11 protein-coding genes are annotated in these 13,805 nt (G+C 46.2%); 3 read left to right on the top strand and 8 right to left on the bottom strand.

Translation table 11 applies throughout. The features are described from left to right. Nucleotides 1-107: 107 nt before the first annotated feature. The 4 genes from ACO0KY_RS01255 to ACO0KY_RS01270 form a co-directional block, all read right to left on the bottom strand. Nucleotides 108-1,400, bottom strand: coding sequence for an alanine racemase (locus tag ACO0KY_RS01255; RefSeq protein ID WP_423043592.1), 1,293 nt, complete (start codon nucleotides 1,398-1,400; stop codon nucleotides 108-110). Beyond that, nucleotides 1,397-2,845: a D-arabinono-1,4-lactone oxidase gene (locus ACO0KY_RS01260; protein ID WP_423043594.1), complete on the bottom strand. Its 1,449-nt coding sequence runs from the start codon at nucleotides 2,843-2,845 to the stop codon at nucleotides 1,397-1,399. The genes ACO0KY_RS01255 and ACO0KY_RS01260 overlap by 4 nt, the downstream gene beginning before the upstream one ends. Further along, nucleotides 2,842-3,219, bottom strand: coding sequence for a c-type cytochrome (locus ACO0KY_RS01265; RefSeq protein WP_222613179.1), 378 nt, complete (start codon nucleotides 3,217-3,219; stop codon nucleotides 2,842-2,844). The genes ACO0KY_RS01260 and ACO0KY_RS01265 overlap by 4 nt, the downstream gene beginning before the upstream one ends. A gap of 303 nt (nucleotides 3,220-3,522) precedes the next feature. After that, nucleotides 3,523-6,717, bottom strand: a complete 3,195-nt coding sequence (locus tag ACO0KY_RS01270; RefSeq protein ID WP_423043596.1) for a fibronectin type III domain-containing protein — start codon at nucleotides 6,715-6,717, stop codon at nucleotides 3,523-3,525. A 351-nt stretch (nucleotides 6,718-7,068) separates the two neighbouring features. Between ACO0KY_RS01270 and ACO0KY_RS01275 the strand changes: the two genes are divergently transcribed. Together ACO0KY_RS01275 and ACO0KY_RS01280 are read left to right on the top strand one after the other, a co-directional pair. Beyond that, nucleotides 7,069-7,971, top strand: a complete 903-nt coding sequence (locus ACO0KY_RS01275) for a creatininase family protein (protein ID WP_423043598.1) — start codon at nucleotides 7,069-7,071, stop codon at nucleotides 7,969-7,971. 32 nt (nucleotides 7,972-8,003) lie between these two features. Next, nucleotides 8,004-9,260, top strand: a complete 1,257-nt coding sequence (locus ACO0KY_RS01280) for a hypothetical protein (RefSeq protein WP_423043600.1) — start codon at nucleotides 8,004-8,006, stop codon at nucleotides 9,258-9,260. A gap of 145 nt (nucleotides 9,261-9,405) precedes the next feature. Here the strand turns inward: ACO0KY_RS01280 and ACO0KY_RS01285 are convergent, their stop codons facing one another. Next, a complete protein-coding gene (locus ACO0KY_RS01285) occupies nucleotides 9,406-9,618 on the bottom strand; it encodes a DUF1289 domain-containing protein (RefSeq protein WP_423043602.1) in 213 nt (70 codons plus the stop codon). A gap of 423 nt (nucleotides 9,619-10,041) precedes the next feature. On the opposite strand from ACO0KY_RS01285, the gene ACO0KY_RS01290 reads away from it, so the two are divergent. Next, complete coding sequence (locus ACO0KY_RS01290; RefSeq protein WP_423043604.1) at nucleotides 10,042-10,266, top strand: hypothetical protein; 225 nt, start codon at nucleotides 10,042-10,044, stop codon at nucleotides 10,264-10,266. 72 nt (nucleotides 10,267-10,338) lie between these two features. On the opposite strand, the gene ACO0KY_RS01295 is transcribed toward ACO0KY_RS01290, so the two are convergent. From ACO0KY_RS01295 to ACO0KY_RS01305, 3 genes are read right to left on the bottom strand one after another with little or no spacing between them, the layout of a single operon-like run. After that, nucleotides 10,339-11,163: a hypothetical protein gene (locus ACO0KY_RS01295; protein WP_423043606.1), complete on the bottom strand. Its 825-nt coding sequence runs from the start codon at nucleotides 11,161-11,163 to the stop codon at nucleotides 10,339-10,341. Then, nucleotides 11,163-12,248, bottom strand: coding sequence for a DUF3696 domain-containing protein (locus ACO0KY_RS01300; RefSeq protein WP_423043608.1), 1,086 nt, complete (start codon nucleotides 12,246-12,248; stop codon nucleotides 11,163-11,165). Before ACO0KY_RS01300 ends, ACO0KY_RS01295 begins: the two co-directional genes overlap by 1 nt. Next, nucleotides 12,241-13,263, bottom strand: coding sequence for a hypothetical protein (locus ACO0KY_RS01305; protein ID WP_423043610.1), 1,023 nt, complete (start codon nucleotides 13,261-13,263; stop codon nucleotides 12,241-12,243). Before ACO0KY_RS01305 ends, ACO0KY_RS01300 begins: the two co-directional genes overlap by 8 nt. Nucleotides 13,264-13,805: the final 542 nt, after the last annotated feature.

The raw sequence follows: 13,805 nt of genomic DNA on the forward strand, positions 1-13,805 counted from the left end.
GGCTCTTGTCCTTTGTACTCACTCGTCAAACATTTTTTTTAACTTCTGATTTACTTCCTTTTTTACTGCATAAATTGATGATGATTTGTTCTGCTCGGATGTTGGCTTCACGCAGTGGCAGGAAAGGCTGGCCACATGTCGATAATTTTTCCAGCGTCATAGACAGCAATATCGCCAAATTGTAAAAGCACGGCTTCGCTTTGACGTGGTCGGAAGATGACGACATCATCGACCTTTAAGCCTTGTCGTCCTGACTCCACCAATAACTGTTGGTTTGACGAAGTCCCATATAAGCCACTGGCGTTTAAGCCCTCGGGCGATACCGGATCAGCCAGCCAGTTACCACCGTAAATAAAGATGCCGCGCTGTTGATTGACATCCCACGCACGTGCTGCATCCCCCAACCATTCAACGCCATACGGCATTTGAAATTGATCGCTGACTTTTAATACTGGTGTGGCAATGAAAGCGGCGGCTTGCAAATCGGCCAGACCCGGCAAATCAAAGTCGCTGGCTTTGACGAAAGCTGATCCGATTGATACTTCATTTTCTATACCTGAACCATCGTATAAACGGTAGGTCGGCGATCCTGCGGCGTTAAAAGTGAGTGGACGTTTTGGTGCGTGGCTAGTGCTGTTTTTTAACGCATTGAGGGCATATTGAGCAAGGCTGGTGTAGGTCTGGTGAGCATGTTCATGTGCCGCTTTTTGCAAACCAGGTAAGTCAGGAATTTTTGCCACATGCGCGTCGTAACCCATCATGCCTGCAAACTGCAAACGTGGATCGCTTTGTAAAATCGCCAGCATTTGTTGCAAGGTGTCGGTGTGATTGATGCCACCGCGATGAAGACCAACGTCAATCTCAAAGTTCAGTAACAAGTTCAGATTTTGCTGACGTGCCAGTTCGCGATATTGGCTCAGACGTTCTGGCGTATCGACCAGCCATTGCAATTGCTGATCAGGGCGAAATCCACTGCTTGCAACATCATGCTGACGATAAAATTGCGCGGCCGCCGCAATAGGCATAGGCTTTCCAAGCAGAATATCGGTATCTGCTTTGGTCATGCTAAGCAGTTGCGGTAAGCTAAATAACATCATGCGTTGGCTGCCAGTTATGCCGGTAATTTCTTTAATCAAGGCATGCGAAGGCAGAGATTTCACCACCAGGCGCTGCGCCACTTTGCCGCCGATGTTCTGCATGATATTGCTTGCATTTTGCCGTAGACGCTCGCGGTCAATGATCATCGTTGGTGTTGCTATGCCAGCATTCTTCATGGCCTGTGCGATGCCAGCGAAATACGCCGTGTGCGGGGCACCTTTCATACCTGGTTTGAGTGCAATGGCACCTGCTACGCCAAGACCAGCAAGGGCTAAAAATTTGCGTCGTTTGGTCGAGATCATGCGCTGACTCCAAACACTTGTCGTAAGTGTGGATTGAGCATGCGTCCGTGTGGATCACAATGTTCGCGGATCGCTAAAAAATCCTTCCAGCGCGGATACAAGTTCGATAAATCAGCGGCCTGATGTGCATGCAATTTGCCCCAATGCGGACGCCCCTGGTATTTTCTAAAGATAGGCGCAATGTCTTGCACCAGATATTGATATGCTTCTCCAGCGGCTGCATGTACTGCGATTGAGCAAGTCTCACGTTGATAAAATGGGCTGAGCCACGCGTCATCGGCTTTGACAAAGCGGAACTCCAGCGGGAAAAATACATCATGCCTTTGCTCTAATTTTTGTATAACTTCACGTACGCAATCTATCCCATGTTCTTGTGGGACGTGGCATTCTGATTCATTGAATTTGGTTGGACGCGATGTTGACAGTAATTTCCAGGATTTATCTTGTGCCAGTTCAACTTGCTGCGGGTCTATTAACTTCTTAGCTAGCCAGCGACGTAAATCCGGGAAACGTCCCATCCAATCGCGTAGCTGACGCAAGTCATGCAACATGGCTTCATCACCAGATTCCGGACGTAAGATTTTTTCATCGTTAGCAATGTCGTGGGTAATCGCAGCTGCATAGCCAGTGAAGGGCAGATAGTAGAATTCAAAATGCCGATGTTGATTCGCCAGATCATGCGCCATCGCCAACATCTCGTCGACCGGTTTTAACCATACTTTTCTTTGCAAGTGATACGCTGGAACTGCTTCTAGTGTGACTTCCGTGATGATGCCTAAACTACCAAGTGACACGCGCGCAGCCTGTAGTAAATCGGCATTGGTATTGGCGTCACAAGTCAGAATCTCGCCGGCTGGTGTGAGAAGGCGCAACGCCTGTACTTTGGCGTGCAGCGCAGGCAATTCTTTACCGGTGCCATGGGTTGCAGTGCTGATGGCCCCGGCGAATGATTGCGCATCGATGTCAGGTTGATTATGCATCGCCAGACCGATGCCATCGAGTTCACGGGCTAATTGGGCAAGGCGGGTGCCTGCTTGCACACGTACCAGATGATCATGGCGACCAATGATGCCAGACATTTTGTCGAGTGAAACGATGGTGCCGTCGGTGGGAACTAAAGGTACAAACGAATGCCCGGCACCGACACAGCGTATGGTGCCCGAACTTTGTTTGAATAAATCTGCAATCGCACTTTCATTCGCCGGGCTGTTGATGCCGAGGGGTTGGCAGCTTTGTATGCCTGACCAGTTTTGCCAGCTGATTGCGTTTGCTTTTCCGACTGGTAAAGCTGGGGAAAGATTTGCTGGTATTGCGGCTAGTTCGACCGGGACTTTAGCAATTTCTGCCAGCACACCCAGACCGCCGATAGCACCGACTGCAACGCCTGCTTTTAACAGTGTTCTACGAGAGCCGTGCGCAGTGTCGTGTGGATATTGCTTACTCATGAGTTGTCCTTTCCTGCTGGAATGGTGGTCGACATAAATTCAATCAGCTTTTGTAAATCCTGATCGCTACAGTCGCTGCAATAGCCTTTCGCAGGCATCGCCTTGTAGCCTTCACGCGCATGCTGTACCAGTGTTGCCATACCTTGTTGCAGGCGTGGTTGCCAGGCGGGTGCAAAGCCCACGATCGGTGCGGTGCTACTGACGGCTGTATGACAGCCTATGCAGGAACGTTGATAGATCTTGGCTATTTGTGGGTCAGCCGGAAGCGCAGTTTCGGCGGCACTGATTTGGCCGGCAGTAGGTGTGGCAGGTTTCGGGGTGCACGCCGCCAGCACCGTGGCAGCGCAAGCCGCCATGATGAGTGTTCTCAACATAGGTCATCCTTTTTTCGCTGTTCAATCGTGTGAACTAGCTAGTCTCAATCATAGTTATTTTTATACTGCATGCTGGATATTACATAACAGCGTTTTTATTATATAACGTTGTTTTTTATTTGGGACGCAATTTTTTAGTTGTTGTTTTTGTGTCGGGAGTGAGTTTTATCGTTGAGATAAGTAGGTTGTCAGAACCGTATTCAATGCACATGCGGTGTGATTAGCATTCAGTTCCAAAAATAAAAAAAGGGTGCCGTGATGTTATCCACGGCACCCTGAGGCAAACGAAGCGTTAAATTTTTATTAGCGATTAGTAGCGTTAATCGCTTGTGTTTTCATGATTGTATTGAGGCCATCACTGAGAGATATTTGCACGCTACCAGCTTGAGTCAGCTTTGGCAGGCTCAGATTGATATTGCCTCCAGTGGCGCGCATGGCTAGTGTTGTACGGCTGCCGTCATTAGCAATGAAAATGGCGGTCAGCCACGGATAGTGGTTGTTATCCCACACCAGATGCAGATTGCTTCCGGACTGCTCAAACGTTGCTGTGTCAGCGATAAGTGCAGCTGATTTTTTTACGGGCAAAGTGCTCATGGCTGCGACTGTCGGTTGGGCCGAAACGACTTTAGTTGGCGCGGCTTTTGGCATGATTTTTCCATCTTTCATCACGTCGATACTGACAATACCCGGAATGGCAGGCAGCAATACGGAGATGTGCTTTTCATCCAAATGATCCAGTGATGCCGGAGTAAAGCTACGATACGTGGTCTTGCCATCAGCGCTGACAATACGCAACTGATACGCGCCACTTTCTGCATCTGCCTGATAACCGTTACCCAAAAGTTGCACCGGATCCAGAATGACATGGCCGTCTGCGGAAATGCTACCGGATACCATCAGGATTGCTTGCGATGCCACCGATGTAGCAACACTGGCGGATTGCGCTTTATCAGCGAGTGTCGCTACCTGATAATTTGTCCTGCCGCGGATGTAATTGGCAATTTTTTGGTAACTGTATTCAGACAGCCATCTGCCACCGCAATACGCCATCAGATCTGTGGTTCTTGATCCTAATACACCTGGCGAAGACAATAAACTATTTTCCTGGTCAAACAATGGTGCTTCAGTTAGCTGTGCTTTATCAGAGTTTTGCCATGGAAGCGGTGCCGTAGAGAAATAAGGATCAGGGCCACCTGGGCCGCCACAAGGCGCGTGCGATAAGCTAAGGTTGTGACCTACCTCATGCACGATGACATTGTGTAAGGCATAGTCACCACCACCGTGCATGTCGTCACCCACAGCGGTCAAGCCAGGCACATAGCCTACTCCCGCAACACCGCCACTAAATGCCGGTGGAGCCATTCCGTAATAATGTGTCTGACTTTTTTCAGTCACGCGGAGTTGGTCCACGAGGCCTAATGCGTGTCCATAGCTGTCACTTGCAGTCAGCCCACCACTCGGCGACCACGGAGCATGAAAATTCACGACAACGCTCGCAAACGGCATAATCTTTTTAAATACACTCACCAGTTGTGCAGCTGTTGGAACGTTGGCTGTCACCGAATCGACAATCAAAGGAACAATCGTCAGATGTATAACATTGCTGTTATTGACTACAGGTGTTGCACTTAATGCTTGACCATCTGTCGTCGCAACGTCAATTACCATTCCCTGCTGCACTTGATTTCCAGGGATCGTTGCATAACATTGGTCATTCAGATTATAGGAAATATTGATGTCACCATCATAAAGCGGAAGTGCTTTAGGGCAGGTCATTGTGATCGGATTATTGCTGCCACGAACCTGTATGGAGACCACTGGTGGTGCAGTATTAGATGTGTTGACTGCGTACATGTAGGCACGCACCAAAGCATCACGACCAGGTGTCAGAATTTGGTAGGTACTGGCAGGACGTTGAGCCAGGCTTTGTGCAAGTTCAATATGGGCCAGACGTGAGCTGGCTGTATTTGGTACAACGGTTAATGTATAAGTGGCGGGAGTTGCCGTATATTGATCTGAAGGTAAATTGGCGGAAATGGTTGTTGTTCCAACTTGTAACGCGTTTATGGCGCCACTCACGCTGTCTACCGTTGCCACGGCAGTATTGCTACTTGAATACCGGATCGCCGTTGTTGGCAATATTGTACCGCTTCCATTTTGAGCCTGCGCAACTTGCGGCATATTACCGGAAATTTGAGCTGGGATTGATTTACTCGCAGCTGGAAAACTCAAACTCGCTGGTGTTAAACAATTAATATTAATCGTCACATCGGTCGTGCCTGCTACACCAGATGGGTCCGCGAGACTGCTGGTACAGGTCTGGCCATTGCCAGGTTGCTGTGTCACCGAGCCGCTGTAATTTCTGCTGCTTTGGGTTTTAATATAGCTGGTGGTTACGTCATTTCTAGACAGCGTATTTATGCCATAGACACCACCTCCATCTACCCAGCCATTAACGCGAAATGAAATAGTTGCGCCGGAAGTATTATCAAACCCGCTCACGTTCAACAAAATATTATCAATTGCGTTGGTAGTCGCAGTTGCTGCCGGACTAGCTGCGGAACAACTGCTAGCATTACATGCCGCTACCTGATAGCTATATGCCGTATTGGCAACCAGACCGGTGTCGACCAGACTCAATGCAGTCAAATTTGTGCCACCAGTTTCGGTACCATTACGGGTCAAAACGTAGCGCGTTGCTCCGGCAACACTGGACCAGGAAACAGTTACGGTGCTGCTATTTTTTGCGATTGCACTTGGCTGCGTTGGTACTGGCGGAGGTGGCGTTGTAGGAGGCCTAGGAGGCTCAGTTCCACCTGGCGTTGCTGCCGTTTGCAAGTTACTCACTGCACTCCATGCTGAACAGCCAGCACTGTTACAAGCTTGTACCTGATAAGCGTAACTCGTTGCAGGCGTTAAGCCCGTATCCGTATAAGTGAGCCCGGAAATTGTCGCCGCATTAGCGATTTGGAACCCATTGCGCTGCAATTGATAGCTCGATGCACCGGGAACACTCGCCCAGTTTAAAACAATTTGCGTGCTGGTTATTGTTCCTGCTGCCGGTGCTGCTGGCACGCTTGGCGCCGTAGAAGGTGAGCTGCTGGTCGCTGCCGGAAAATCAAAGTTGCCGCCGCAACCAACGTTAGAACAAGCAACTAAGCGGTACACATAATTTGTTCCTGCAGTTAAACCGCTGTCGACGTAAGAGTTGGTTGTGACATTCCCTAATGATGTGAAGCTGTTGGGATTGCTGCCATTCGCCACACTACGAAAAACCTCGTAGTAACTTGCACCAGTGACAACTGGCCAACCCAGACTGATGCTGGTTGCTGATGTGTTTTGAATACTTGCTGTTGTGACGGCTGCAGGTGCTGTTGCAGCGTTGCTATCGGTCGTAGAAGTACTATTACTATTCGTGCTGCCACCCCCACCACCGCCGCAGGCTACGAGAGATAGCAAAGTGCAGATCAGCACACCAGTGCTGGGATTGATTTTCATACGAAGTTCCATTCGAGAATGAGTTTTTGTAGATTTTTTTCACCAAAAAAATAAAGATATTTGACGAAAATTTGACGTGGAAGGCATTGCCGGGATTGAGCTTACTCAGCTAATCGATGAAGAGATATTGTACTTTGGTGCAAAAAATATTCTTAAAAAGAAATTTCTTGTTACGTATTTGTCGATTTAATCACTTAAATCAGAAAATCACATGAAATTGCTTATTTGAACATAAAAAAAAGAGGCTTTTATATGATGGATATGTCAATGCTGAAGAGGTCTGAAAAGACTCATAATATTTTTTTTGCGCCTTAATGGCTAATTTTTAAATTTCGGCCCCATAATTCGTCCATGAATTCTTTGACACAATATTTGCGTTTCAGGATAACTGCGCAGATCACAACGTATTTAAAATTACAGGCGAAGCCCCGCATTAAGCCTCGATTTGTTGGTACATGCGCTTTGCTTGTTGCTGCGTTGTACTTTTCGTCTCCTCTGACGTGTCAGGCAGCGACGAACGAAGTAGAACTCGATAATCTGACCTGGACTGAAGCGCAACATCGCATTACCAGCGGTAGCACCACGATTCTGGTACCGATAGGTGGGACCGAGCAAAGCGGGCCCTATGTTGCATTGGGTAAGCACAATGTGCGTGCCTTTTTGTTGGCGCAAAAAATTGCGCAAACGCTAGGAAATACGCTAGTTGCACCGGTGATTTCTTATGTACCAGAAGGCAGCATCCATCCACCAGTTGCGCACATGCGCTTTACTGGCACCATTTCAATTCCGGACAGTGCATTTGAATCTGTGCTGGAAGGAACTGCACGAAGTTTTAAGCAGCACGGATTTAAAGACGTGATATTTCTCGGTGACCACGGTGGCTACCAAAAGAATATGCAAAAAGTCGCTGCACGTTTAAACCGCGAATGGGCGAATGATCCAACTTGTCGCGTATCCGCATTACCGGAATACTATCAGGCAGTTTCAGTGAGCTACGTCAATACTCTGCGTAATCGCGGGTTTAGTATGGCGGAAATTGGTACGCATGCTGGTCTGGCAGACACCGCATTGACGATGGCTCTGGATCGCTCCTTGGTCAGAGCGGATGTGATGGCGCACGCAGCCAAACCAAGCGAGAGCGAAGGCGTGTATGGTGATCCGCGCAAGGCGACCGAAGAGTTAGGGCAAATCGCCGTCAAACAAATTATAGATGCGTCGGTTACAGCGATTAAACGTGTAACTGCCGCCCGATGAATTACATTTTGTTAAAGTAGTGAGTCTTAAGTATGCCTTTGAAATTTAAATATGTTGTTCGAACTGGTGTTATTGCTGCTTTGTCGATCGCTGGATTTCAGTTTCTGACCGCAGGTGCTGCACCTGCCATTCAGGCCGCTGCTACCGTCAATACAGTACCTGGTATGCCAGCGGTAGTGGATGCGCGTAACCTATACAGTGAAACTGGTGCCAGTCATTTGAGTCCTCAAGTGAAAGACGATTTGCAACGTGTTTACGTACCTAATTTGCGCTCGAATGACGTTTCTGTGATTGACCCACAAACGCTTAAAGTAGTTGATCGTTTTAAGGTCGGCAAAGCGCCTCAGCATATTGTTCCTTCATGGGATTTGCGTACTTTGTGGGTCGCCAATAATGCCGAGCGTCTGGATTCTGGGAGCCTTACGCCAATCGATCCACGCACTGGAAAATCTTCCAAAGCATTACCAGTGGATGATCCGTACAACTTGTATTTCACACCGGATGGTAAATCGGCGATAGTGGTCGCTGAAGCGAAGCACCGTCTTGACTTCCGTGATCCTCACACCATGGCCATGCAGTACTCGATTTCTACTCCGCAGTGTGGTGGCATCAATCATGCCGATTTTTCGATTGATGGTAGTTATGCGATTTTTACGTGTGAATTTGACGGCAGTATTGCAAAGATCGATCTGAAAAATCGCTCCGTCATTGGCTATCTGAAATTACAAATGCCAGCAGTACGTTTTAAAGACGTACCTAGCCTTGCTGGTCCAGGTGCGACAGAAATTTGTTCGTCCAAAAAAGGCATGCCGCAAGATATCCGCATCTCGCCAGATGGTAAGCGTTTTTACGTCGCCGACATGGAGGCAGACGGTGTTCATATCATCGATGGCGATGCGTTTAAAGAAATTGGTCTGATCCCAACTGGCGTTGCAGCGCATGGCTTATACCCTAGTCGTGACGGTAGTAAGCTTTACGTTGCCAATCGTGGCTCACATCTGATCCACGGCCCACGCAATGGTAAAGGCAGTGTGACCGTGATCGATTTCGCCAGCGGTAAAGTGGTACAGCAATGGCCTATTCCCGGTGGTGGGAGCCCAGATATGGGTAACGTCAGTGCCGATGGTAAATACTTGTGGTTATCTGGCCGCTACGATGACGTTGTCTATCGTATCGATACTACTAGCGGCGCAGTCAATAAGATTGCCGTGGGTCAGGAACCGCATGGTTTAACTGTTTGGCCGCAACCTGGTCGTTATTCACTGGGACATACTGGTAACTTGCGCTAGTGTTGATCGTAATTGGTAGAAATAAGCGAGATGTCGTTTTAAATAAAGCGACAAAAAAATGCCAGCTAGTGTGTATCTGCTGGCATTTTTTTATGTTTCTGTTTTGGGATTTTTTGTGTGCGGAAAATTGCTGTGCTTATGCGATTCAGTCGTAAACATCGCAATCAACGTGGAGCTTGACGCCCTTTTCAGTTAGCTTATTTTCACGTTTTTGTCTGTCCCGCAAGATTTGATGACGACGGTGATCTTTCATTTTGCTCCACTCCCGGCATTCAGGTAGGGTGCGCAAACAGGCAATGCAAAAACCTGTTTTTCCATCGAATTTGCACACCTCAATACAAGGTGATTTAACACTCATTGTGACCTCGTTTACTTGGTGTTGCGCTGACTATTTACATCGACGTTAGCGCTGGTCGGAATCGTTTTGAAATTGCGAGAGAAGAATGATAGTTGAGGCTGGTGTAAGTCGAATTGACGGTGCCGAAACCTACTTCGGCGAACCAGTCAACTTGTGAATAGTCAGTGAGTGGTGAGACAAATTGTGCTTTTTGAATGATATAGTTCAATAAGTGACGCGACACATGTCAGCAAGTTGCGAGACTATTTCTGTATATAAATATGAATCATAATGTCAACTACTGTATTCACTAACTAGCCTAAGTGCTAGGCAAAGGTGACTGCTAGTAATCCACGACCTGTAATTTGAGGGCACTCCGTTGCAGTAACCAGAAAAGAGGAAGCCTCTGTCTTATATAACCAGATTTCGCATTCTGAAAGTATTATGCTGGTTCGCAAAACTCCCAAAAACCGTCTGGTCGTGACAGGTAGCTTTGCCAGCAGCAAGAACGGCCAGATGGACGCCTTCGAGTCTCTTCTCGAAAAGGAATACATGCTGCTCCTGGAATTTGATGAGCGCGTCTTACGATTCGACCCGCAGCCGGTTGCCATTACCGTCCCGGGAATTACCAAGGGAACGCAGCGATGTAGCATTTCGATCGACGGATAAGCCACAACTTCAGAAACATCGGGAGAAAAGTTCGGCTTCATAGGTAATTTACCAAAATTCATTGTTACCGGATTACTCTCTATTTCGGATGACCAGTAACTCCTCAAGAAGCTGACCATCTTCGTTCGACTGGATTTCTTCGAACAGAATATGTGCAGAGCTAAAATCCTTGTATGGGGTTTTAACTGTAATAGGAAACCCGTGGTAAATGTTCTTTTCGTGGCAATGAAATTTATACCATTGTCCTCCAACTTTATTGAAAACGCACTTTCCGATCATCACGCCATTCGACAACACGCGCTGGGCCTCATCATTCGACAATTGCATCGCTGAGTATATTTCACCATCCACAATGAAATCTTTTGGGATTTCGTGCTTTTCATTGCTCTGGTAGACCCATAGCATATTATTCAGTTGATCAATATTGCTGATGTTTAAGATCTTTCGCTGACCAAACATACTGCTTTTTATAGAAATATATAGATCTGTCGGTTGGCCCGTAACTTCTGCCGAGATTACTGCAGCACCTGTTCTGCAGGCGCTCGCATCGTCAAAGCAGCTGTACTTTAGACATTGCCCTTGTAAGTCGGTAATTGTTTGATTATCGTCATGAAAACCACTCAAGAATGGTGCCTTGGCAAACAATTCTAAGAACAATGCCTTTACTTTTTTCCGATTAGGATCAGGATGATTACCTAAAGCTATGATGTATTCGACCAAAGATTGTCCAACGAGAACTTCTTTGTTTTTTAAATCGCGATCGCGCTTAATTTGCTGATTATTTGAAATCTTTTTTATATTTGCAGCAATATGAATTAATTTATTAAGAGCAATGTAAATTTCTTGAGGATCGATCGCTTTTTCTGGAATTGACCGTTCATTAAGGAATACCTTCATTAAAAAAGCCTCAATAAATCATTTTCTGCTTGGTCAAAAAAACCTTGATGCGCATCGCTCAGATTTCCGTCATGATCTATTGTAATAAATTTAACTGGAGTCACGGGGTCTTGTCTCGAAATAGAATTGATCACTATTCCATTGCTCGCATGAGGATGTCCTTTTGCATAAAGGCGAATTCCGTTTATTATGTGGTCGCTGTGGGTTTCAATAATGACTTGTACTCCTGTTTGCGACAGCGCAGCGAGAAATTGTGCCAGTTCTGATTGTGCACTTGGATGCAAATGCACCTCCGGGTTTTCCACAATAAAGGTACTTCCCTCGCCAAGGCAAAAAGCACCAACAATGATTGGAAAAATATAACTAACGCCGAAACCGGTATTTACAGGACGGACAGCTGCCTTAGTTGTACTGGAAGAAAAGCCATTCGAAACTTTATCCACTGTTTGATGTGACTCATAGTTTATGTCAAAGCCAGGTGATATCCTCCGCATCACGGTTTTGACCGCTACTTCCAAAGTGATGTCCTCTATATCTGAAGGCCGAGAAATATCTGCATAGGCTCTTGCTAGGGGCTGATTTCTCGCAGCTGTCGAGGCCCGCCGGACGAATTCGGCCATGGCGTATTCGCCATAAATTCCTATATTCAAACGGTTAGAATCAAAGCGCACGTCATAACTATTGCGTGGACCTAATCTTTCAGCGCACAGGTAAACAAAATCACCAGTAAAGAGATTATGGTCGTAATTGCCATTGGTGCGAAACCGCATTCGATAGCTTTCTTTATCGAGCACACCTAGATCGATAACAAATGGGAGTGTGTCAATTTGAATTAACAACTGACTTTCTTTGGCATTATGAGAGATTATGTCGCTCAAGTGTCCAACAGAGAAATATGCGCCCATCAACGCTATCTCGTTCGATGCAAAATGGTCATCATTGTAGCTTTGTCTCAATAAGAGCAATGTCTGAATTATCGTTGACTTCCCTGCGGAGTTTGCGCCACATAAGACAGTAAGATGGGAAAATTGGAAGGCCTGAGCCTCGAAACATTTAATATTTTTTATAGTTAACGATCTAAGCATTTCGAGCCTCGAATAAGTATGAAATTAGGTTTCGTGCCGGATACGACTTAATAAATCGGTTCGCTTTAGCGGTTTCCCAATTGTTAGATTCATTGATTTTATTGGAATAGACTCGCACAAAAAGCAAATACAACTCGGGCAATGACAATTCTTCATTTGGATTGTGCAATCGTATCTTTCGTATAGAATTAGAAAGAAAAACCTTAGGTGCCTGTCCGAGATATTTAGATATTTGAGAAAGAGCCCAGTGAATGGCGCCACTAGCTTCAATTCGTTTTCCATTGGAGTTATCGAAATCGCTCATGGTCCTGTCTAATAAGTCATTGATAGAAATACTGTCATCGAGGTAGGCTTCTTCAAATACGTCTCCGCGCAAAATCGAATAGATCATCAACATGTATAGGAAAACCTCATCTATTTCACTGCTAACTTTTGTGGTCTTTGGATGAAGGTGCCAGCGGGGATCGCGTGGTGCGAAATCTATTAAGCTTTCGCAACTGTTTTTGATTTCTTGCAGAAATCTAAATGTTCGTGGCCAGGCAAAATTACGTGCGGCTTGGTCGTTAGTATTCCCCGTGTCATTTAATAGTCGTCGGAAGAATTCGCATTTAAGTCGAGGAGGTGTATCGTTATTTATTATTACAAATGTAAATGGATACCTGTCCTCGAGAGAAATTTTCTCGTGATATGGAAGGGACTTGAAGTGGTAGCCTCTATATTCTTTGCGAATCTTTAAGGTGGTTAACGGAAATTTTCCCATAACAAAATCAACGATGGTAACAAGCCGCTCAGATCCTTCAATGACGATGTAGTCCCCGAAAGGTGATTCTTCACACCATATGGGCTGGGTAGGAATCCCTAAAATCAGTGATTCGATAAATAGGCTTCTCTCTCTATTGCTTTGAGCTTTTAAATCTTTAAACTCCGGGGTAACGCTCATCCTCCCACTTTCGATCTGCCGGAGCACAAAGTGGAGGCTGTAGTTCTGCGTTTTATAGCGAAAATTCTCATCCATTGCAGGAATCTTTCATACGTACCTCGACCTCAATTGAAAAATGCCACTCAGCACACCAACTGATCTTCTATTGAAACTAAGTTAATTAGCTATTTTAGCGTTGTTTGTTACACCTGCATATGCTACTACGCTGGCTATGACGAGCATTGACTGTCACCGACCAGGGTTCGGCACTCCCCGACGATGTCGACAGACCAGCAATCGTTGACTCGCGCAACGCAGGAAACTTTAACGACTTAGATCATTCCAAAATAACACGTTGACGCTTCGATGACATGCCTTATTTGTTCAGGACAGGGCTTCACGCGTTCACTTGAACGACGGTTCGGAGCTGGTCTTGTTACTATCCCATTCAACTCTTTCAGATGCACTATCCAACATGTGGACTTCCCCTTCTTAGTTTCGACATTATGAAATGTCTACTAAACTAGGGGAAGTCCAAAAATTATTTTCTAATTAATTTCTGCTAAGATAGGTTTCAGGAAGTGGTGAGACTAAATTTCAAACTTCGACTTTGGTTAAATTACTTATGCTCGCATCAT

It is taken from the genome of Undibacterium sp. Dicai25W, from assembly GCF_049340505.1.
In the GTDB taxonomy this organism is placed as follows: domain Bacteria; phylum Pseudomonadota; class Gammaproteobacteria; order Burkholderiales; family Burkholderiaceae_D; genus Undibacterium; species Undibacterium jejuense.

What these genes read in the sequence shown, in the direction of transcription:
- ACO0KY_RS01255 (WP_423043592.1), bottom strand. Translation starts at nt 1,400, where the DNA reads ATGATCTCGACCAAACGACGCAAATTTTTAGCCCTTGCTGGTCTTGGC.
- ACO0KY_RS01260 (WP_423043594.1), bottom strand. Translation starts at nt 2,845, where the DNA reads ATGAGTAAGCAATATCCACACGACACTGCGCACGGCTCTCGTAGAACA.
- ACO0KY_RS01265 (WP_222613179.1), bottom strand. Translation starts at nt 3,219, where the DNA reads ATGTTGAGAACACTCATCATGGCGGCTTGCGCTGCCACGGTGCTGGCG.
- ACO0KY_RS01270 (WP_423043596.1), bottom strand. Translation starts at nt 6,717, where the DNA reads ATGAAAATCAATCCCAGCACTGGTGTGCTGATCTGCACTTTGCTATCT.
- ACO0KY_RS01275 (WP_423043598.1), top strand. Translation starts at nt 7,069, where the DNA reads ATGAATTCTTTGACACAATATTTGCGTTTCAGGATAACTGCGCAGATC.
- ACO0KY_RS01280 (WP_423043600.1), top strand. Translation starts at nt 8,004, where the DNA reads ATGCCTTTGAAATTTAAATATGTTGTTCGAACTGGTGTTATTGCTGCT.
- ACO0KY_RS01285 (WP_423043602.1), bottom strand. Translation starts at nt 9,618, where the DNA reads ATGAGTGTTAAATCACCTTGTATTGAGGTGTGCAAATTCGATGGAAAA.
- ACO0KY_RS01290 (WP_423043604.1), top strand. Translation starts at nt 10,042, where the DNA reads ATGCTGGTTCGCAAAACTCCCAAAAACCGTCTGGTCGTGACAGGTAGC.
- ACO0KY_RS01295 (WP_423043606.1), bottom strand. Translation starts at nt 11,163, where the DNA reads ATGAAGGTATTCCTTAATGAACGGTCAATTCCAGAAAAAGCGATCGAT.
- ACO0KY_RS01300 (WP_423043608.1), bottom strand. Translation starts at nt 12,248, where the DNA reads ATGCTTAGATCGTTAACTATAAAAAATATTAAATGTTTCGAGGCTCAG.
- ACO0KY_RS01305 (WP_423043610.1), bottom strand. Translation starts at nt 13,263, where the DNA reads ATGGATGAGAATTTTCGCTATAAAACGCAGAACTACAGCCTCCACTTT.